This window comes from Vibrio sp. 10N.222.54.A3 (assembly GCF_041474095.1).
Lineage (GTDB): Bacteria > Pseudomonadota > Gammaproteobacteria > Enterobacterales > Vibrionaceae > Vibrio > Vibrio crassostreae_C.
This window is the reverse complement of record NZ_JBFRTN010000061.1, coordinates 33,806-54,471: the sequence shown is the minus strand read 5'-3', so window position 1 is coordinate 54,471 and position 20,666 is coordinate 33,806. Positions and strand designations below refer to the sequence as shown.

Sequence of the window (20,666 nt, the reverse complement as noted above, 5' to 3'; positions counted from 1 at the left end):
GAAAGCCGCGATGAACCAATAAAAAGGGGCTGACGTTATGTCAGCCCCTTCGGGTATCTATACAGTGCTGTTATTTAGTTGATTACCAACCTTTAACGACGCCACCTTGGAAGATGTCAGAAGCTGCGTTGTACACTTCTTCAGTTTGGTAAGCTTTAACGAAGTTTTGTACGTTTTCAGCGTTTAGGTTGTCTTCACGAGAAACGATTAGGTTTACGTAAGGAGAATCTTTGTCTTCAACGAATACGCCATCTTTTTGTGGAGTCAGGTTGATAGAGCTCGCGTAAGTTGTGTTGATGATAGATAGAGCAACATCATCAAGAGAACGTGGCAGTTGAGCTGCGTCTAGTTCAACAATCGTTAGGTTCTTAGGGTTACCCACGATGTCGCGAACTGTAGCTAGAAGACCTGCGCCTTCACGAAGTTCAAGAAGACCTTGTTGCTCAAGAAGAAGTAGAGAGCGACCTAGGTTTGTAGGGTCGTTTGGTACAGCAATACGAGCACCGTCTTGGATTTCGTCTACCGATTTCACTTCTTTAGAGTAACCCGCAATTGGGTAAACAAACGTGTTACCAGCGATAGTTAGCTTGTAGCCACGGTCAGCCACTTGCTGATCTAGGTACGGTGCGTGTTGGAATGCGTTGATGTCGATAGAACCATCATCTAGAGCTGCGTTTGGTGTTACGTAATCCGTGAAAGTAACCAGTTCAACGTCTAGGCCGTATTTCTCTTTCGCTACTTTAGCTGCCACTTCAGCAACTTGCGCTTCTGCACCTGCCATTACGCCAACTTTTACTTTAGAAGTATCCACTTCTTTATCACCACAACCTGCTAGAACTAGCGCTGAAGCTGCTGCTGCGATAGTTAGTAAACCTTTAAGGTTAAATTTCATAATAATCTCCTTTTAATAAATCTATTTAATTAGGTTCAGACGACTCTAATCTTTATGTGTGAGTCTTTATCTGTGGTCAACGCGGCGAACTAATGAATCACCGATTGATTGAATAATTTGTACCAGCACAATCAACATCACTACTGTCACAGCCATGATGGTCACATCGTAGCGGTGGAATCCGTAACGAATCGCGACATCACCTAGGCCACCACCGCCTACAGTACCGGCCATTGCTGAGTAGCTCACCAGAGTCACTAGCGTAATCGTTACTGAGTTGATGATAGTCGGTAGTGCTTCTGGAAGCAGAACCTTATTGATGATTTGTGTTGGTGTTGCGCCCATTGATTGGGCCGCTTCCACTAGACCTGTTGGTACTTCAAGTAGTGCACTTTCGATAAGTCGAGCCACGAATGGGATAGCGCCAATCGTCAGTGGAACAATCGCTGCTGTTGTACCGATGAAGGTACCAATCAGCATCTTAGTCAGTGGAATAATCGCAACCATCAAAACTAAGAAAGGTACTGAACGACCCACGTTCACAATCGCACCTAGAATCTTGTTTACTTTGGTGTTCTCTAACAGGCCACCTTTTTTAGTCGTATGCAGAATCACGCCTAGTGGAATACCGACCGCGAAGCCAACAATGCCTGCAACAGCAACCATGTAAAGCGTTTCGCCTGTTGCGCCTAATAGAAGGTTACCGTTAAGGCTGATCCAGTCAGCAATCTCGTTGAAACTAAAGGACATAACCAAGCACCTCTACTTTTACATTGTTGTCGCGTAGGAATTGGATAGCAGCATTATCATCTGCTTCATTACCGAACAGTTCAGCGACCATCATGCCGAACTTCACGCCACCGGCGTAATCAAGGTCAGAACTTAAGATGCTGACATCGATATTGAATTTACGTGCGATTTGCGTCATTAGCGGAGCATCAACCGTTGCACCCGTAAACTCAAGACGCACCAGCGGGTAGCTGCTGTTTACGCGAGTCTCTTGCAAACGTGCTTGGTAATCTTCAGGGATCGTCAGATCCAACGTTGAGCGAATAAACTGATGCGCTAGCTCTGTCTTCGGATGAGCAAAGATGTCACCGACTGTACCTTTCTCTACCAATTCACCGCCGCCAATGATCGCAACCTCGTGACAAATGCTTTTAACCACATCCATCTCGTGTGTAATAAGCAGGATAGTGATGTTCAGCTTGCGGTTGATTTCACGCAGCAGCTCAAGGATAGATTGAGTTGTTGCTGGATCCAATGCGCTGGTGGCTTCATCACATAGCAGTACTTTCGGGTCAGAGGCCAGTGCGCGAGCAATCGCCACACGCTGCTTTTGACCACCACTTAGGTTTGCCGGGTAGGTGTCACGCTTATCAGCAAGGCCAACCAGTTCAAGTAACTCGCTGACTTTCGCTTCAATAATCGCTTTATCTTTACCAGCAAGTTCTAGAGGCAGTGCTACATTGTTAAATACAGTACGAGAAGACAGCAGGTTGAAGTGCTGGAATATCATGCCGATGTTACGGCGCGCTTCGCTAAGTTCTGATTTGCTGAGTTTTGTTAGGTCGATACCGTCAACAATCACTTCACCAGAGGTCGGAGCTTCCAACATATTTACACAACGGATCAGGGTACTTTTGCCTGCACCAGAAGAGCCGATGACTCCAAAGATTTGACCTTGAGGAATGTGGAGGTTGATATCAATTAAGGCATTGATTTCTTTAGTGCCTTGATAAAAAACCTTGTTGACTTGATTCACTTTAATCATAGAGAAACCCGTGCAGGTAGAACAGAATAATATGTCGATAGCTCGCTCGATTTACAGACGATGCTATGGTGTTCTATGATCTAAGTCAATAGATATTTTTACGTCTAGACGGCTAAACGTCGATTGTATGGCTAAGCTAGAAACAAATCGTTAACGAACGCAAAACTAAATAGATAGTGATGAAGCAAATAAAGCGTGTAATAATTAATGATTAATAGAGAGTTGATAGAGAACAAAATTTTGTCTAAACCTGCTGTTTTTTTAGATCGTGATGGAGTGATTAACGTTGATCACGGCTACGTACATGATGAGCATGACTTTGAATACATCGATGGTGTGTTTGAAGCGGCGAAAGCGTTTAAAGATATGGGTTATTTATTGGTGCTAGTGACCAACCAATCTGGTATTGCTCGCGGCATGTTTAGTGAAGACCGTTTTCTTTCTTTAACGCAGTGGATGGATTGGAACTTTGTTGATAATGGTGTCGAGCTCGATGGCATTTATTACTGTCCTCACCACGCTGAGCACGGTATTGGTGACTACAAGCAAGATTGTGAATGTCGTAAGCCAAAGCCAGGCATGTTCATTTCTGCTCGTGACTTTCTGAAGATTGATATGGCTAACTCGGTCATGATCGGCGATAAAGCGGAAGACATGATGGCTGCAGAAGCAGCAGGTGTTGGTACTAAAGTCTTGGTAAGAACGGGTAAACCCATCACTGAAAAAGGTGAAGCGTTGGCTAGCGTGGTACTTGATAGCATTAAAGACGTACCCGCTTTCTTAAAAGGCTAAACGTTTTATTTATCACTAAGGTATGGACCTATCATTAGGCACTTACATTAGGTTTGTTCGAACCTGTGAATAGGCTAAGTGTCGTTGACTATATAAAGATGAGGAACGAAGTATGAAAGCTATGTTGGTAGCATCTCTATGTACAGTAGCATTGGTTGGGTGCTCTAAATCAGCAGCCCCTGAGACTGATAGCGCAACATCGAATGATCAATTCGCGACTTATCAATGTGAGTCTGACGTCTCGTTTGATGTGTCTTACCTTGATAATGAAAAAGCGGTACTACGCTTGCCTGATAATGAATACCGCCTGACTCAAGTTCCAGCGGGCTCAGGAACCAAATACATCTTAGATGATGGCACTTCAGAGATGATTAACAGCATCACTTTGCGCACGAAAGGTGACAATGCGCGTCTAGAACTTGGTCGCGTAGTCTATCGAAATTGCCAAAAGTAAGTCATAGTAAGAACTGCTAGTATTTACAAACAGTTAAGTGAGGGAATCTACCCTCACTTTTTCTTCTCTTCCCTTTAACGTTAGACTTTTTATGAGCAAAAAACTCACTATTCTTGATATTGCAAAGCTGTCCGGTGTTGGTAAGTCAACCGTATCACGCGTTCTGACCAATGATCCAAAAGTGAAACCTGAAACCCGTGAAAGGGTGGAAAGAGTAATTCAAGAATCTGGGTACACGCCTTCAAAATCTGCGCAATCGATGCGCGGTGGCAGCCAAAAAGTCATCGGCGTGATTATCTCTCGTTTGGACTCTCCCTCTGAAAACAAAGCCGTTAGCACGATGCTGGCCGAGTTGTATCGAGCGGATTACGATGTCGTGATCATGGAAAGCCAACTTGATAGAGATAAAGCCAATGAGCACCTGCAAGTTCTAAAGCGTCGTAACGTTGATGGCATTATTGTATTTGGTTTTACTGACTGCGATATTCCGGCAATCGAAGCTTGGGAACACAAAGCGGTGGTGATTGCTCTGGATACCGAGAACGTGACGTCGATTAACTATGATAACCAACAGGTGATCAATAGTGCGTTGGTGCATTTATCGGATCAAGGGATCTCTGACATTGGCTTTATCGGGGTTGATCCTAGTGATAAATCAACCGGTGAACTGCGTCTTAAGGCTTATCTCGATTGGTGTGAAAACACAGGTTCGGTGGCAAACTATCGTACTGGTCAACTTCATCACGAAAGTGCTTATCAGCTGGTGGATGAGGTACTAACACCTAACACCCAAGCTATAGTCTGTGCTAGTGACACATTGGCTCTCGGTGTGATCAAACGTCTGCAAGAGCGACAACGTGAAGATGTGGTCGTCACCGGCGTTGGTGGTAATGATCTTCTCTCTTTCTTGTTCCCTCGAGTATTTAGCATTGATCCTGGGTATCAATCTGCAGGTAAATTGGCCGCTAATCTATTGATCTCTCAGCTTTTAGGCAATTCAGAGATCTCTCATCACACTCAATCTCCGATTCTATAATCCACTCAATTAAGCGAAATTGAACCGCTTAGATTAAAATTAGAGTGTGATCTCTTTCAATTAATGGGACTGTTCCCATTTTAATTTATCATTCATGTGGGCATTATAATAACCGTGATTGGGAATGTTCCCATCAATCTAAATCGAAGTGGTTATAGCTGCATGGTTTAGAAGAGTAATTGAATGAAACCAGGGTGGGGTAGTATGAGTAAGATAGCGAAGCAAGACGTTGCGCGTCTTATCGAGTTAGTCGGTGGTAAAGAAAACATTGCGAGTGTCAGCCACTGTCTGACTCGACTGCGTTTTGTATTGAACGATACAGAGCAGGCCAACAAAGCTGAACTCGAAAAACTGAAGCTAGTAAAAGGCTGTTTTACTAACGCAGGCCAATTCCAAGTTGTGATTGGCACTGAAGTTGATGAAGTGTACGCACTTCTGATTGAACAGACAGGTAAAGAGGCATCATCAAAAGATGAGGCGAAGCTGGCTGCTCGTCAAAATATGAACTTCCTTGAGCGTGGTATCTCCCATTTAGCCGAAATTTTCGTACCACTGCTGCCTGCCATCATTACAGGTGGTTTGATTCTTGGTTTCCGTAATGTGATTGGCGACATTCGCATGTTCGACGGCAAAACCTTAGTTGAAATCAGTCAATTCTGGGCAACCGTTCACTCTTTCTTATGGTTGATCGGCGAAGCTATTTTCTTCTTCCTACCGGTTGGTGTGTGTTGGGCTACGGTTAAGAAGCTTGGCGGAACCCCAATTTTGGGTATCACGCTCGGTGTGACCTTAGTTTCACCACAACTCATGAACGCATACATGATAGGTAAATCGGTACCTGAGGTATGGGATTTTGGACTGTTTGTGATTGAGAAGGTCGGTTATCAGGCTCAGGTGATCCCAGCAATGTTAGCGGGTGTGGCTTTGGCGTTCATTGAAACCAATCTTAAGCGCATCGTCCCTGCTTACTTGTACCTAGTTGTGGTGCCATTTGTATCGATTATTTTGTCTGTGATTCTAGCGCACGCTTTCATTGGCCCATTCGGTCGTATGTTAGGCGATGGTGTGGCATTCGCAGCTAAAGCGGCAATGACAGGTGATTTTGCGATTCTTGGTTCAGTGGTTTTTGGTTTCCTATACGCACCTTTGGTTATCACGGGTATTCACCACACCACCAACGCGGTGGATCTGCAACTGATGCAAGACTTAGGCGGGACACCAATTTGGCCTTTGATTGCACTATCAAACATTGCACAAGCATCGGCAGTAGTCGGCATCATTATCTTGAGTAAGCGTGAAGGTGAACGAGATATCTCGGTTCCTGCGGCAATCTCAGCCTACTTAGGTGTAACAGAGCCTGCGATGTACGGTATTAACCTTAAATACAAATTCCCAATGCTGAGCGCAATGATTGGTAGTGCTGTTGCAGCCGCAATCTGTGGTAGCGCGGGTGTGATGGCGAATGGTATCGGTGTCGGCGGCTTGCCGGGCATCCTATCGATTCAACCTCAATATTGGTCGATTTACCTAGTCGCGATGCTGGTGGCGATAGTACTGCCTATCACGCTAACCCTGTTTTTCTACAAGCGAGCCCAATCCAAGGGTGAGTTAGAAACCGCGAACGCGTAATGCATTGAATAAGCGATGACTCCAAAATGAGTTATCGCTTTTTCTCTTAGTTATAGCTTTTTCTTTTAGTTATAACGGCTATTCGACCATGATTCACATGGTGATTTTTATTTTATATTTTCTGGTAAGTGAGTGTTAGAGATGGCGATGACTGAACATGATGAAAGCTGGTGGAAAACCGCAACCATCTATCAAATCTACCCAAAGAGCTTCTGCGACAGTGGCAGTAAAGGTACTGGCGACATCAAAGGGATCATTTCGAAACTGGATTACCTCAAACATTTGAGTGTCGATGCGATTTGGCTAACCCCGGTTTACGCATCTCCTATGATCGATAATGGTTACGATATCTCAGACTACTACGCGATTAATCCTCAATTCGGCACCATGGAAGACTTCGACTTATTGCTGTCTGAAGCGCACCAACGTGGTATCCGTATCGTGATGGATATCGTGGTAAACCACACCTCGACAGAGCATGCATGGTTTCAATCTGCTTTGGGCGACAAAAACAGCTCTTACCGCGATTACTATATCTGGAAAGATCCCGTAGATGGTCAAGCACCAACTAACTGGCAGTCTAAGTTCGGTGGTAATGCGTGGGAACTAGATGAGGCGACTGGGCAATACTTCCTACACTTATTCGCCAAAGAACAGGCTGACCTCAACTGGGAGAACCCGGTTGTACGTGAAGAAGTGAAAGACGTTATCAGCTTTTGGGCAGAAAAGGGCGTTGATGGTTTCCGCTTGGATGTGATCAACCTGATTTCGAAGCAGCAAGACTTTCCTAATGATGATATCGGTGATGGCCGTCGTTTCTATACCGATGGTCCACGTGTACACGAATACCTGAAAGAGATCAGCGAAGCCGTATTTCAGAAGTACGGCAGCGTGACCGTAGGCGAGATGTCTTCAACCACGTTGGAACACTGCCAGCAATACTCAAACGTTGATAACAGTGAGCTATCGATGGTGTTTAACTTCCACCACCTTAAGGTCGATTACACCAATGGTGAGAAGTGGACCAATGCGCCGTTTGATTTCTTACAGCTCAAATCGATCTTTAACCACTGGCAAACGGGATTGAATGGCAAAGGGTGGGGCGCACTATTCTGGTGTAACCACGACCAACCAAGAGTGGTGAGTCGCTTAGGTAACGATCAGCAATATCGCGTTGAATCAGCCAAGATGCTCGCCGCTTCTGTCCACATGATGCAGGGCACACCTTATATCTATCAAGGTGAAGAGATTGGCATGACTAACCCTAGCTATACTGAAATTAGCCAGTATCGTGATGTTGAGAGTACCAATATGTACGACATCATGGTGAACCGTGATGGTGTGGCTCATGAAGATATGATGGCGATTTTGGCGCAGAAGTCTCGTGATAACTCTCGTACACCAATGCAATGGAACAGTGAGCCTTACGCAGGGTTCTCACAAGCTCAGCCATGGCTTGATGTAGCGAATAATTACCCTGGGATTAACGCTGAGCAAGCACTGGAAGACAAAGACTCTGTTTTCTATTTCTATAAGAGTTTGATTGAGTTACGTAAACAAGTGCCAGTGATTACAGATGGCAGCTATCAAGATCTATTACCTGATCACTCATCCATTTTTGCATATGCACGTGAGAACGAAGGGCAAACCTTGCTGTGTATTAACAACTATTATGGTGAAGAGGCGGAGTGCGTTTTACCGGAACGTTTTGATATGACTAAGGCGAAGAGTCTGTTGTCTAACTATCAACAAGCGAACACTTCAGTTGCATTACATCATCAAGTGTTACGTCCTTACGAGACTCGTATTCTCTTGATTGAAGGGTAACCTTGTTTCATTTCAATGAGCCTAATTTTGATTCCCCTTAAAAGATTAGGCTTCTACAAAGGCTTTGGAGTGCTTCCCAAAGCCTTTTTTGTTTTAGTGATGGCTGGAATATCGTGCCTCGAGTCTACTTGCGAGAAGTTTGAGCATCGAGTGCCAGCAACGACAGAGCAGGTAATGAACTCTAAGACGCGTAATTCACCGAGTAGCGAGTTGGTTTGTGGTTCATTGCCAATACGATGTTCAATACTGCGGTGCCTAATACAGAAACGGCAATCACCCAAGGTGACACGAAGAAGAACGATGCAAACAGAATACATGCATCAATACCCATTTGTGTTTTACCTACCGAGATACCGTAGCGGTCTTGGATAAACAAGCACAGTACGTTGAAGCCACCCAGACTTGAGCGGTGACGGAATAGGATTAGCATACCTAAGCCCATTAATAAGCCGCCGGCAACAGCACAATAGATCTCGTTATGAACTTCTAGCGAGATAACTAAGTATAAATGATCGGCAAACACAGATACTAAAGCCCCTGAGATGGCACTGCTTATTGCGAAGTGACGGCCAAATCGTTTCCATGCTAATAAGTAGAATGGGCAATTAGCAATAAAGTACAAAATACCAAAGGTTACCGGCATAAATTGACTCAAAAGCAGAGCCAAGCCAGTAGTGCCACCAGTAAGCAGGTTCGCTGACTGTAAAAAGAAGACGCCTAACGCCACTAAAAACGTGCCAGTGAGGATTGCTACCCAATCTTCTTTACGTGAGTGTTTTTCCATCGTTTTTATAATTACCTAACCAATAAAGGCGTGCATAGTAGAGAAAAACCTTAGCTTTCGGTAGCTAGAGGGGCAAAATTAAGGTAAACCTATGTAATCTGCGTTTTACAGGGTGTAAATCGTAAAATTGACAGTAAGCGTCATCTTTGGTTGGATAAGCTTAATAACCATGATGAATCTTATTTGTGATTATGAAAAAACTGCATGATAAAATTGCAATTAGCTCTTTATGACCTAGATCAAATTATGTAGAATGCGTCACATCAAAACGGTGACGGAAACGTTTGCTTTCGGTCGTTGTGTGGTTTTTTTGAAACTTTCAGTACAATCTGAGTCAGGAGATACAGATGCTTAAGCGTGACATGAACATTGCTGATTACGATGCGGATCTATTCGCAGCTATCCAAGAAGAAACTCTTCGTCAGGAAGAGCATATCGAACTTATCGCTTCAGAAAACTACACAAGCCCACGTGTAATGGAAGCTCAAGGTTCTCAGCTAACAAACAAATACGCTGAAGGCTACCCAGGCAAGCGTTACTACGGTGGTTGTGAGTACGTAGACAAAGTTGAAACTCTAGCAATTGAACGTGCATGTGAACTATTTGGTGCAGAGTACGCAAACGTACAGCCTCACTCAGGTTCTCAAGCAAATAACGCTGTATACATGGCACTACTAAATGCAGGCGATACGGTTCTAGGTATGAGCCTAGCACACGGTGGTCACCTAACTCACGGTTCTCCAGTAAACTTCTCTGGTAAGCTTTACAACATCATCCCTTACGGTATCGATGAAGCGGGTCAAATCGATTACGAAGAGATGGAAAAGCTGGCTATCGAGAACAAGCCTAAGATGATCATCGGTGGTTTCTCTGCTTACTCTCAAATCTGTGATTGGAAGCGCATGCGTGAAATCGCTGACAAAGTAGGTGCTTACCTGTTCGTAGATATGGCTCACGTAGCAGGTCTAATCGCTGCAGGCGTTTACCCGAACCCAGTGCCACACGCTCACGTAGTAACTACAACGACGCACAAAACGCTTGCGGGTCCTCGTGGTGGTCTAATCCTTTCTAACGAAGGCGAAGATCTTTACAAGAAGCTGAACTCAGCAGTATTCCCAGGCGGCCAAGGTGGTCCTCTAATGCACGTTATCGCTGGTAAAGCAGTAGCGTTCAAAGAAGCTCTAGAGCCAGAGTTCAAAGAATACCAAGCACGCGTTGTTGCTAACGCAAAAGCAATGGTTGCTGAATTCCTAGCTCGTGGTTACAACATCGTTTCAGGTTCTACAGAGAACCACCTGTTCCTAGTTGACCTAATCAACAAAGACATCACAGGTAAAGAAGCAGATGCAGCACTAGGTGCAGCAAACATCACTGTAAACAAGAACTCAGTACCAAACGACCCACGTAGCCCATTCGTTACTTCAGGTATCCGTATCGGTTCTCCTTCTATCACTCGTCGCGGTTTCTCAGAAGCAGACGCGAAAGAGCTAGCAGGTTGGATCTGTGACATCCTAGATAACATGGGTGATGAGTCTGTTATCGAAGCGACTAAAGCAAAAGTACTAGAGATCTGTAAGCGTCTACCTGTTTACGCTTAATTTTTCTGGCTCAAATAGCTTAATTTCTGTGTCAAAGGTGCTCATTTACATTCGTAAACTCCGCGCCTTTTCCTTGAACTAAAGCTATTTGATTGAAAAATACGATTTGAAAGGCTCCTGTTGGGAGCTTTTTTTGTTTTTTTGGGTATTACGTTGTCGAGCATGCTCACTTACATTCGTAAGCTCCGCGTGCTCTCTTAGAATTTCAAACAACTACTTTGAAAAGCAATGATACTAGAGGCTTCTTTAAAGGAGCTATTTTTTGTATCTGGTGGCTGGTGGATTTGGGATTAAGAGTAAAGAAAAGCGGGTATTAAAAAGGGTTAATGCTTTCACATTAACCCTTTGGTATTTGGTAGTGTCGATTCTACTTTTTGATGCTAAGTAGGGTGCCTGACTTACACTTGAAAGAGTAGTAGTGGCGGCTTTCACTGAACTTACCTAAGCCTTCGCCGTCACAGTAATCGATATTGATATCACGCATCACTTCTAATGTGTCTTCGCTGTTCAAAGCGAATTTAGAGCCATCAGAACAGACAATACGAACTCGTTCATCATGGCTTACAGAGTAAATATCGACTTCAGTATTACACAGCTCAAAAGAGGCTTCGCGAAAGTTGTCTTGCTGAGTATTTGAAGCGCAACCTGCGGTGAGTGCGGCTGCGATAACGGCTAAAAGTCCGAGTCTTTTCATTGTTAATCCTTCACTATCATCAAGTTGAGTGATGAGTTTTATATGCTAGTTTAGGTAGCCTATACAACAATACGCTTTGGTTCAAGGCGCGTTCGTTGACTCTAAGATATAAAAGTATAGGTGCATACAGATAATTTATAATGGGTTTGCTGCGTGTTTCCTTATTACGTATCACCAACAAAAAAAGACCAACACAGAGGTTGGTCTTTAAATAGGAAGATTTTTTAAACGACTATCGAAACTGTTTAGCTTCTGGAAGATACTCAAAACCAGCAGACGCGAGCTTAGCGATTAAGGCTGCTTTGTCGATTTCGTAGAAGTTGACCACTCGATCCAAATCACCACCGAAGTCGTCACGTAGCTTCATGTTGACGATACTCATCAACATTACAGGATCCATTTTTTCAAAATTAGCGAGGTTCATATTAGTCCTCGAAATCTGAGATCAGCAGGTTTGCAGCGGCAAAGGCTGCACGCTCACGAGCTTCTTTAGGAAGAGATTCATCTGCAGCAAGGTCATTCAATGTTTTTACCGCGCAGGTGATCGCTTTAGGGATATAGCCTTGGTCGCCACTGCCAATTTGAGAATACAGTTCACGCACCAAATCACAACAATCGTATACTTTCATTTTTATACCTAACCAAATGATAACTGATCTCAATATACACATAGAGATAAGCAAAAACAAAGTGGATCTGATCAAGTTCAGAGTTAGTTTGTCCTTGCTCAATATCTCACTTGGTTAGCTCGCTGCTTAGGCCGTTCTTTACGGCTTCGTTTGGTACTTGCCGATTAGCCAGAGACTTGTTGTTCAAGTTGATAGGTGACTTCATCAGCAAGATTGAGCTGTTTCGTGAGCTCTTTCAGGTACGCCTTTTCCATGAAATTCTGTTCGTCGGCCACAATCAAAGAGGCTAAGTAGATCTCACTTGCCTGTTGAGGTGACGTTGCCAGTTGAGCGATTTCGCTTGGGTCGAGTGGCTTATGCAGTTCTTCAGAGACCAATTTAGTCAGTTGATAATCAGCGCCCATATTCTCGACGGCTTGCTCTATCTTAGCCATCTCTTCTTCATCAACATGGCCATCAGCTTTAGACGCGGCAATCATCGATCGTAGAATCAGCACGCTGTGGTTTGCATCATTTTCATCAAACTGAGCCTGTTCGGCGTTAGGTGTCTGGCCTTGTTTGGACTGGTAGTCGTTGTAGACTTTATAAGCCAAAGCGCCCAGTGCTGCTGCGCCGCCAATCCCAGCCGCTTTCTTACCCATTTTCTTAGTCTTCTTAGAGCCCATTAACGCACCTAACAGTCCTCCGCCAACTGCGCCTGCACCGAAGGCTCCGAGTGTACTTTTACTGCTACTCTTGCTATTGCTGCCTTGAGAAAGGCCACTTAAACTTGAAGACCCTTGTGAAAGTTTCTGAGTACCTTGTTTTACGAGATCTGATTTAAGTGCTTGGTTCAGTAAGCTTTTGATATCCATCGATACCTCCAATGGTGAGCATGTCCAAAAAGTTGATGACACCAATATACGGATTTAAAGATGAACAGGGGATTAACTTACGTTATTTACTCTACTGATAAATAGAAGGGAGTTTGAAGCGAAATGACAGGCACAAAAAAGGCCACCTAACGGCAGCCTTTCAATGTTTATCTAGTCAGTAATCGGATTACTAAGCTAGTTGAGCCTTAAGGTGCTCGATAACCGTGTCCATTGCGATAGCTTCTTTATCACCAGTACGACGGTTTTTGTATTCGAAGTTACCTTCGTCCATGCTGCGATCGCCGATAACGATAGTGTGAGGGATACCCACAAGCTCGATATCTTTAAACATAACACCAGGGCGCTCTTTACGGTCATCGAATAAAACTTCGATACCCATAGCTGTTAATTCAGCGTATAGCTTCTCAGCTGCTTCTTTAACGCGCTCTGATTTGTGCATGTTCATTGGTACGATAGCAACTTGGAACGGCGCTAGTGCGTCTGGCCAAGTGATACCGAATTTATCGTGGTTTTGCTCGATAGCAGATGCAACAACACGTGAAACACCGATACCGTAACAACCCATCTCTAGGATTACGCTCTTACCATCAGGACCAAGCACGTTACAGTTCATTGCTTTAGAGTAAGTATTACCTAGTTGGAAGATGTGACCCACTTCGATACCACGCTTAAGCTGGATAGTACCTTTACCACATGGGCTAAGGTCACCTTCAACTACGTTACGTAGGTCTTCAACTTGAGCAAGCTCAACGTCACGACCCCAGTTAATTCCGAAGTAGTGCTTACCGTCTACGTTTGCACCAGCGCCGAAGTCACTCATTACAGCAACTGAGCGGTCAACGATGAATGGTAGCTCTAGGCCAACAGGGCCAAGTGAACCAGGACCAGCGCCAACAAGTGCACGGATTTCTTCTTCAGAAGCCATCTCTAATGGAGAAGCAACCTGTGGAAGGTTTTCTGCTTTCACTTCGTTAAGCTCGTGGTCACCACGGATGATTAGAGCAATGATATCTGCTTCTACTTCATCAGATGCTTTAACGAATAGAGTCTTAACTGTCTTCTCGATTGCTAGACCGTGTTGCTCTACCAATTCTGCGATAGTTTTCGCATTTGGTGTATCAACCAGTTCCATCTCTTGAGTTGGTGCTGCTGCATCTTCAGTAGGAGCAAGTGCTTCTGCTTTTTCGATGTTTGCTGCGTAATCTGACTCAGTTGAGAATGCGATTAGGTCTTCGCCGCTTTCAGCAAGAACGTGGAACTCTTGAGAGCCGCTGCCGCCGATTGCGCCAGAGTCTGCCAATACTGGACGGTATTCAAGGCCCATACGGTCAAATGCTTTACAGTAAGCATCGTGCATCGCTTGGTAAGACTTTTCTAAGCCTTCTTTGTCGATATCAAAGCTGTACGCATCCATCATAGAGAATTCACGTGCACGCATTACGCCAAAACGAGGGCGGCGCTCATCACGGAATTTAGTCTGGATTTGGTACAGATTTAGAGGTAGCTGTTTGTAAGAGCTGATCTCGTTACGTACTAGACTCGTTACCACTTCTTCAGCTGTTGGGCTAAGAACAAATGGACGAGAGTGACGGTCTGTGAAACGAAGTAGCTCAGGCCCCATCTTTTCAGAACGGCCAGTCTCTTCCCAAAGCTCAAACGGTTGAACTACGGGCATCAAGATTTCAACGGCACCTGCATTATCGATCTCTTGGCGAACGATATTTTCGACTTTACGCAGTACACGTAGACCAGTAGGTAGCCAAGTATATAAACCTGAAGCTAGCTTACGGATCATACCTGCACGTAGCATCAGCTGGTGGCTGATAACTTCTGCGTCGTTTGGAGTCTCTTTCAGAGTAGAAAGAAGGTAGTTACTGGTACGCATTCTATGGTATCCGTTTCATCATTGATAAAAGAAAATTTGCTGCAGTGAGTGACGACAGCAAATCTGATATAGCCGTATATAATATCAGCCTATTTGGGATCTCAAAAGCGTTCAATGTCAGTTACATTGATGAAAAGCGCCTCAACAACGAATTTCACGTTAAGATCGAACAAATTTACCGCATATTCCTTACTGTCTGGCTTGCCTTTTTTATAGGCAGGTCGCGGATCTTGACCAAGCACTTCTTTGATCACTTGAATGATATGGCGTGCCTGCGGGTGACCAGACAGCTTACTTTGGGCTTGCTGAGAGAAGTTCACATCTAACACTTCTGGTTCATCGGCGGCAAACCCTCCCAATGCATCCGGAATCGAATCTGAATAGGGGATATAAGGCTTGATGTCGATGATCGGTGTACCGTCTACTAAGTCGACGCTGCCGAGATCCAACCAAGTCTGTCCTTTCTCTTGAGACACACCTTTTAGTTCAACCGCAGACATGCCAATTCCATTTGGTCTGAATGTGGCACGTGACGCGAATACACCAATACGTTCATTCCCGCCAAGGCGAGGTGGCCTCACAGTTGGTTTCCAGCCTGCTTCAAGGTTCTTGTCGAACAGAAATAGTAACCAAACATGGCTAAATTGCTCTATATCACGAACAGACTCAAGGCAGTTTGCTGCATCAACCAATCTGACTCTTGAGGTGGATGTGGGTACCAACCTGGGCTGCCTTGGCACAGCGAACTTCTCTTTATAAGGAGACTCAATAAAGCCAACAGGTTCAATTGTGTACATAGTTGGGTGTTCTCTGATTACGATTAAGACGGAAAAATATCATAAAATCGCTTGTTTTTCTTTTGATAACAATTGTCACTTGTAGTGTTATAACATATCAAGTTGGTTATTTAAGGGGAATACAATGAAACCGAATATCCATCCAGATTACCGTCCCGTGGTTTTTCATGACACCAGTGTCGATGAGTACTTCTTAATCGGCTCAACGCTAAAAACAGACCGTACTATCGAATGGGAAGTCGGCAATACTTGCCCTTACTTCACGATTGAGGTGTCGCCAAAGTCGCATCCTTTCTATACGGGCAAACAACGAGTGCTACATAAAGAGGGACGCGTTGCGAACTTCACTCGTCGTTTTGGTCAATTAGGTAAGGGAGCTAAATAATGAAAGTTGTTAAATCACTTAAAAGTGCGAAAAGCCGTCACCCTGATTGCCAGATAGTTAAGCGTAGAGGGCGTCACTATGTGATCTGTAAATCCAATCCAAGATTTAAAGCGGTTCAAAAATAACCGTCAATATGATGTGACATGTGTGTAAAAACGAGGGGAAAGTCAAACTTCATTCATTTGTCTGTTTTTCTTTTCCTTCGAGAGGAACTTAACCGGATATCGAGTGTGTATTTAACGTACGATGTATTTTATTTTCAAGTGAATCAATGGGTTATATTGTGAGTTATATTTCTAGTGAATGCGTTGTTGTAAATTATAAATCTAGTTTTTGTGTTTAATGTAGATTTATTTGCTAATTAATTGTTCAAATAGAGTTAAAAGTCGTCGTTTGTTACACACTTTGTAACATTTTGAATTTCTAATTGATATTTTTGTCGCGTACCCTTCGCTGGCAATTTGAACATCTTTGTCACAATTGCACAGGAATCACTACACAAGGAGGGAACAGATGAGTTCATCTGCTTCAATAAAAAACAACGCACCAAAAAAACCTATTTTCACACGCTTTTTAGACAGCGTTGAATATTTGGGGAACCTTTTACCCCACCCAATCACTCTTTTTGCTATCTTCTGTGTCGCAATCCTAGTTTCTTCAGGTATTGCTGGTTACTTTGAAGTGTCTGTCATGGACCCTCGCCCTGAAGGTGCTAGTGGTCGTGCTGCTGATGGTATGATCCACGTTGTAAGCTTACTTAATGCTGAAGGCTTACAACTCATCGTAACGAATCTAGTTTCGAACTTTGTTGGCTTTGCGCCACTTGGTACTGTACTTGTTGCAATGCTAGGTGTTGCGATTGCTGAGCACTCAGGTCTATTATCTGCGGCAATGCGCGGCATGGTAATGGGCGCATCTCAGCGCATGGTTACTGTAACCGTGGTATTTGCCGGTATTATCTCTAACACGGCTTCAGAGCTGGGTTACGTAGTACTTATCCCTCTTGCAGCAATGCTTTTCCACTCATTGGGTCGTCACCCATTAGCAGGTCTAGCGGCAGCATTTGCTGGTGTATCTGGTGGTTATTCTGCAAATCTACTTATCGGTACGGTTGATCCACTGCTTTCTGGTATCACAGAAACAGCAGCACAAATGCTTGATCCATCTTACTCTGTTGGCCCTGAATCAAACTGGTACTTCATGTTTATTTCGACCTTCTTTATCTCGATTGCCGGCGCATTGGTAACAGAGAAGATTGTTGAACCTAAACTGGGTAAATACAATGTCGAAGACGCGTCTGAAGATCTTTCAAATGACTCAATGGGTAAGCTTACTGCTATTGAGAAGAAAGGCCTTAGATTGGCGGGTGTCGCTGTATTAATCGTGAGTGCGCTTTTAGCTTGGACTGTTGTTCCTGCTGACGGTGTTCTACGTTCAGAGGCGGGCACGATTTCAGGCTCTCCATTCCTGAAAAGTATCGTCGCGTTTATCTTTGTATTCTTTGCTATTCCTGGTTTTGTTTACGGCAAAATTACCGGTTCAATGAAGAATGACCGTGATGTGATTAATGCAATGGCAACGTCGATGTCTTCAATGGGCATGTACATCGTTCTTGTATTCTTTGCTGCACAGTTTGTTGCTTTCTTTAAGTGGACGAACTTTGGTCAAGTGGTTGCTGTAGGCGGCGCAACATTCCTTCAGGATATCGGCCTAACGGGTCCAATGTTGTTCTTCGCATTCATCCTAATGTGTGGTTTCATTAACCTGATGATCGGTTCAGCTTCTGCACAGTGGGCAGTAACAGCACCAATCTTCGTTCCAATGCTAATGCTAGTAGGCTACGCACCTGAAACGATTCAAGCGGCTTACCGTATCGGTGATTCAACAACCAACATCATTACACCAATGATGAGCTACTTCGGTCTTATCCTTGCCGTAGCAACTCGCTACATGAAGAACCTAGGTATCGGTACACTGATCGCGACAATGTTGCCTTACTCAATGGTATTCATGTTTGGTTGGAGCATCTTGTTCTACCTATGGGTATTCGTATTCGGTCTACCAGTAGGTCCAGGCGCTGCAACGTACTACACGCCTTAGTTGTAGAGTAGGGGAAACCTTCTTCTAATTGATATTAAAAAAACCTGCATTGTTTGCAGGTTTTTTGATTTTTTATGGAGAGATAGAACTAGGTTAAGCTCGGATGAGCCAGCTAGCGTTTGGCTAGAATTCTATCTAAGTGGTTTGCGAACTCACGACGGTCGGTTTGAGAAAGGGCACTTGGTCCACCCGTTTGGATGCCACTTGAGCGCATGGTATCCATAAAGTCACGAATGTTCAGACGCGCTTTAATAGTCTCTTTGGTGTAAAGCTCACCACGAGAGCTGAGTGCTTGCCCACCTTTAGTGATCACTTCGTCAGCCAGAGGGATGTCGGATGTAATCACAAGATCGCCGGGTTCAGTGCGCTTTACGATTTCATCATCAGCAATATCAAACCCGCTTGGCACTTGAATTGAGTGAATGTTATTGCGTTTAGGAACGGGAACCAGATGGTTTGCCACAAAGGTACATTCAACCCCTGTGCGCTCAGCTGCGCGTACGATTGTTTCTCGGATAACCTTTGGACAAGCGTCCGCATCAACCCATATCTTCATAGTGTTCTATTTCTCTGTTAGCTTATTTATCGGTCAACTTATTGCTCAGTTGCCTTATTGATCAGTTAGTTTAGCTTCAAGCATGGCAACGCGAGCAGTGAGTTCAAGGATTTGCTTTTCCAGTTGGCTAACACGATCAAGTGCTGGCTCTTCTTGTGTCGCGACTTCAACTTTAGGAACACGATTTGCGCTTTTCCAGCTCTTGATGGTCGTGATTAAAGCGGGCATCGGAACGGATGTGCTCATACGAGCCTTAACTAAAGCAACTGTCGGCTCTTTCCCTTGCGCTTGCAGTCCTTCAAGCACTGATTTCAACTCTTCAGAAACATCTTTTGTCAGCATGTTGATCTCCATTTTTAGTCTTTAGTCATTTTACTCGCTCTGGTGAATGATAGCGAATCATAAAACCGCCCATGGCTTGTGAGAGATCTCTTACAAAGGTTGTGAGATAACACGAATACATCGCTAGAGAGATTGATGCTCACATGGTTAAGGTGTTGAATTTTAATTGTTTTATATAATTAACAACTTTCTTGAATTCAAAATGTGATGCAAATCTATTGTCCGAAATCCTAAATCGCGTAAATTAAACCTTGTCGGAAGGATTCTGACACGGAACAGGAAAGCACCAAGGATTTGGTTATCTTCAGGATGAAGATTTGGTTACTTGGGATTGAGTGATCAAGCATGGAGCGTAAGGACATTGTAGGGATACAGTCAGTTAACAGGAAGTTAGCTGCAACGGAATGACAATGGACACCTTTAGGATTAAAGGGTTGGATTAGCATCAGGACGATGTAAAGGACACCGCTCACGGAACAAGTGATGTGCGCTAACTAGGATTGTTAGCTTTCAGGATGATTGGACACCGCTAGGACGGCGAAGTAAAGGAAAGAGCTGAAGGATTACAGCCACTATTATGGATGATGCATGGAGCATTAATTAGTAGCCGGACTGCTGCGAGTAAGACCCTAGCCCTGACACTTCGGTGTCGGGGCTTTTCTTTTCCTAAGGCTTTTTCTCTATCTAGGGGCTCTCTTTAATTCAGGAGCTTTTATCTAAGCACGCGACATCTGCTTTTCTGCTAATGGTCAACACAAGGAGTGTTTTATGACGATAGCAACCTCAAGAACGCTGTTGGTACCTTATACCGAGCAGTTAGAACATGACTTTATCAAGTTGAATTGCTGCCCCATCAATCGTGCTGAAATGAACGGGCCGCATTCTATTGCCTCTGCAAAACACCTATTTCAAGAAATACTGAACGACAACGTTGGTTTTTGCCGAGCCATTATCCACAACCAAACCCGCGAATACCTCGGGCATTTGTTTGTTTCGTCTGAAGAAGGGAAGCATGAACTGGGATTTATTCTGGACAAGGAGTTTTGGAATCAAGGCCTTGCTAGTGAAGTGCTAAAACCTTTCTTTAGTTTGGTTTGTTTTGAAGAACACCTAACGAATGTTGTCGCGACCGTTAATGTTGGTCATAACCCATCAATTAAGTTACTTGAAAAGTTAGGCTTTGCATTTAAAGAGACCAAACAAGATCAGTTTGGCCCTTATCATGAATATAGTTATACCGCGTATTGCGACGTTACATTCTATGAGGCTGTAGCTCAAACCGCATAGAACGGAAGCCCACCATGGTCAGTTTCCCTTGGTACAGGTCATCACCTAACGCTGAAAACTCAAATTGATACACGGTGTGCCAGCGCCAAATGGTGGTGAGCTCATGGCGCATCTTAAGTTTATGACCACTAAAGGCAACACTTAATAGCTGTAAGTCGAGCTCTTTACATTTTCTCGCAATGGCAGCTTTCGCAAGCTCGGATTGCCTGCGCTGTTGCCAAAACAGAAAGCAAAAGAAGCACAGCATCAAAATAGCCAATAAGTTATCTATCATTTAATCCATACTTCCTTTTATCTCTCTATTCCGTTCGTGATTTGAGCTTTTTGTTA

At 44.1% G+C, this 20,666-nt stretch carries 23 protein-coding genes; 10 read left to right on the top strand and 13 right to left on the bottom strand.

Annotation, left to right across the window (positions count from 1 at the left end; translation table 11 throughout):
- Positions 1–82: 82 nt before the first annotated feature.
- The 3 genes from AB4507_RS13950 to metN all read right to left on the bottom strand — a co-directional run bounded on the left by AB4507_RS13950 (position 83) and on the right by metN (position 2,666).
- On the bottom strand, positions 83–892 hold the full coding sequence (locus AB4507_RS13950) for a MetQ/NlpA family lipoprotein (RefSeq protein ID WP_017060765.1): 810 nt from the start codon (positions 890–892) through the stop codon (positions 83–85).
- A gap of 66 nt (positions 893–958) precedes the next feature.
- Positions 959–1,642, bottom strand: a complete 684-nt coding sequence (locus AB4507_RS13945; protein ID WP_017060764.1) for a methionine ABC transporter permease — start codon at positions 1,640–1,642, stop codon at positions 959–961.
- The gene (metN, locus tag AB4507_RS13940) at positions 1,632–2,666 is read right to left on the bottom strand and encodes a methionine ABC transporter ATP-binding protein MetN (RefSeq protein ID WP_017060763.1); all 1,035 of its coding nucleotides are present in this window, start codon (positions 2,664–2,666) and stop codon (positions 1,632–1,634) included. The genes AB4507_RS13945 and metN overlap by 11 nt, the downstream gene beginning before the upstream one ends.
- A gap of 207 nt (positions 2,667–2,873) precedes the next feature.
- Between metN and gmhB the strand changes: the two genes are divergently transcribed.
- From gmhB to treC, 5 genes are all read left to right on the top strand, one after another.
- Entirely contained in the window at positions 2,874–3,458 is a 585-nt protein-coding gene (gmhB, locus tag AB4507_RS13935; RefSeq protein WP_017060762.1) for a D-glycero-beta-D-manno-heptose 1,7-bisphosphate 7-phosphatase, read from the top strand.
- A 112-nt stretch (positions 3,459–3,570) separates the two neighbouring features.
- A complete protein-coding gene (locus AB4507_RS13930; RefSeq protein WP_017060761.1) occupies positions 3,571–3,912 on the top strand; it encodes an MliC family protein in 342 nt (113 codons plus the stop codon).
- A 91-nt stretch (positions 3,913–4,003) separates the two neighbouring features.
- Positions 4,004–4,948, top strand: a complete 945-nt coding sequence (treR, locus tag AB4507_RS13925; protein WP_017071999.1) for a trehalose operon repressor TreR — start codon at positions 4,004–4,006, stop codon at positions 4,946–4,948.
- Positions 4,949–5,152: 204 nt separating this feature from the next.
- Positions 5,153–6,577, top strand: a complete 1,425-nt coding sequence (gene treB / locus AB4507_RS13920) for a PTS trehalose transporter subunit IIBC (RefSeq protein WP_017063347.1) — start codon at positions 5,153–5,155, stop codon at positions 6,575–6,577.
- A 141-nt stretch (positions 6,578–6,718) separates the two neighbouring features.
- Positions 6,719–8,404 carry an alpha,alpha-phosphotrehalase gene (gene treC, locus AB4507_RS13915; protein WP_029235475.1) on the top strand — a complete coding sequence of 562 codons (1,686 nt, stop codon included), beginning with the start codon at positions 6,719–6,721 and terminating at the stop codon, positions 8,402–8,404.
- A gap of 181 nt (positions 8,405–8,585) precedes the next feature.
- On the opposite strand, the gene AB4507_RS13910 is transcribed toward treC, so the two are convergent.
- On the bottom strand, positions 8,586–9,188 hold the full coding sequence (locus tag AB4507_RS13910) for a YitT family protein (protein ID WP_017069490.1): 603 nt from the start codon (positions 9,186–9,188) through the stop codon (positions 8,586–8,588).
- Positions 9,189–9,535: 347 nt separating this feature from the next.
- Here AB4507_RS13910 and glyA point away from each other — a divergent pair, with 347 nt between their 5' ends.
- Positions 9,536–10,786, top strand: a complete 1,251-nt coding sequence (gene glyA / locus AB4507_RS13905; protein WP_017066387.1) for a serine hydroxymethyltransferase — start codon at positions 9,536–9,538, stop codon at positions 10,784–10,786.
- A 367-nt stretch (positions 10,787–11,153) separates the two neighbouring features.
- Here the strand turns inward: glyA and AB4507_RS13900 are convergent, their stop codons facing one another.
- The 6 genes from AB4507_RS13900 to tsaA form a co-directional block, all read right to left on the bottom strand.
- Positions 11,154–11,480: a hypothetical protein gene (locus AB4507_RS13900; protein ID WP_017072003.1), complete on the bottom strand. Its 327-nt coding sequence runs from the start codon at positions 11,478–11,480 to the stop codon at positions 11,154–11,156.
- Between the two features lie 232 nt (positions 11,481–11,712).
- The gene (locus tag AB4507_RS13895) at positions 11,713–11,904 is read right to left on the bottom strand and encodes a DUF4250 domain-containing protein (protein WP_004738555.1); all 192 of its coding nucleotides are present in this window, start codon (positions 11,902–11,904) and stop codon (positions 11,713–11,715) included.
- A 1-nt stretch (position 11,905) separates the two neighbouring features.
- On the bottom strand, positions 11,906–12,109 hold the full coding sequence (locus AB4507_RS13890; protein WP_008222923.1) for a YaeP family protein: 204 nt from the start codon (positions 12,107–12,109) through the stop codon (positions 11,906–11,908).
- A gap of 164 nt (positions 12,110–12,273) precedes the next feature.
- The gene (locus AB4507_RS13885; RefSeq protein ID WP_372117502.1) at positions 12,274–12,963 is read right to left on the bottom strand and encodes a tellurite resistance TerB family protein; all 690 of its coding nucleotides are present in this window, start codon (positions 12,961–12,963) and stop codon (positions 12,274–12,276) included.
- Positions 12,964–13,153: 190 nt separating this feature from the next.
- Complete coding sequence (locus tag AB4507_RS13880) at positions 13,154–14,869, bottom strand: proline--tRNA ligase (RefSeq protein WP_065584001.1); 1,716 nt, start codon at positions 14,867–14,869, stop codon at positions 13,154–13,156.
- A gap of 101 nt (positions 14,870–14,970) precedes the next feature.
- A complete protein-coding gene (gene tsaA / locus AB4507_RS13875) occupies positions 14,971–15,666 on the bottom strand; it encodes a tRNA (N6-threonylcarbamoyladenosine(37)-N6)-methyltransferase TrmO (RefSeq protein ID WP_372182842.1) in 696 nt (231 codons plus the stop codon).
- A 124-nt stretch (positions 15,667–15,790) separates the two neighbouring features.
- On the opposite strand from tsaA, the gene AB4507_RS13870 reads away from it, so the two are divergent.
- From AB4507_RS13870 to AB4507_RS13860, 3 genes are all read left to right on the top strand, one after another.
- Positions 15,791–16,051 (top strand): type B 50S ribosomal protein L31, encoded by a 261-nt coding sequence (locus AB4507_RS13870; protein ID WP_136982694.1) that lies wholly within the window; start codon positions 15,791–15,793, stop codon positions 16,049–16,051.
- Positions 16,051–16,176: a type B 50S ribosomal protein L36 gene (ykgO, locus tag AB4507_RS13865; RefSeq protein WP_010436457.1), complete on the top strand. Its 126-nt coding sequence runs from the start codon at positions 16,051–16,053 to the stop codon at positions 16,174–16,176. Before AB4507_RS13870 ends, ykgO begins: the two co-directional genes overlap by 1 nt.
- Before the next feature lie 388 nt (positions 16,177–16,564).
- Entirely contained in the window at positions 16,565–18,151 is a 1,587-nt protein-coding gene (locus AB4507_RS13860; RefSeq protein WP_010436458.1) for an AbgT family transporter, read from the top strand.
- A gap of 112 nt (positions 18,152–18,263) precedes the next feature.
- On the opposite strand, the gene AB4507_RS13855 is transcribed toward AB4507_RS13860, so the two are convergent.
- Both AB4507_RS13855 and AB4507_RS13850 read right to left on the bottom strand, forming a co-directional pair.
- Positions 18,264–18,707: a YaiI/YqxD family protein gene (locus AB4507_RS13855; protein WP_017063355.1), complete on the bottom strand. Its 444-nt coding sequence runs from the start codon at positions 18,705–18,707 to the stop codon at positions 18,264–18,266.
- Positions 18,708–18,761: 54 nt separating this feature from the next.
- A complete protein-coding gene (locus tag AB4507_RS13850) occupies positions 18,762–19,049 on the bottom strand; it encodes a hypothetical protein (protein ID WP_017069390.1) in 288 nt (95 codons plus the stop codon).
- A 768-nt stretch (positions 19,050–19,817) separates the two neighbouring features.
- Here AB4507_RS13850 and AB4507_RS13845 point away from each other — a divergent pair.
- The gene (locus AB4507_RS13845; RefSeq protein ID WP_017060749.1) at positions 19,818–20,336 is read left to right on the top strand and encodes a GNAT family N-acetyltransferase; all 519 of its coding nucleotides are present in this window, start codon (positions 19,818–19,820) and stop codon (positions 20,334–20,336) included.
- Here the strand turns inward: AB4507_RS13845 and AB4507_RS13840 are convergent.
- Positions 20,302–20,610, bottom strand: a complete 309-nt coding sequence (locus AB4507_RS13840; RefSeq protein ID WP_017060748.1) for a DUF3301 domain-containing protein — start codon at positions 20,608–20,610, stop codon at positions 20,302–20,304. The genes AB4507_RS13845 and AB4507_RS13840 overlap by 35 nt on opposite strands.
- Positions 20,611–20,666 lie beyond the last annotated feature (56 nt).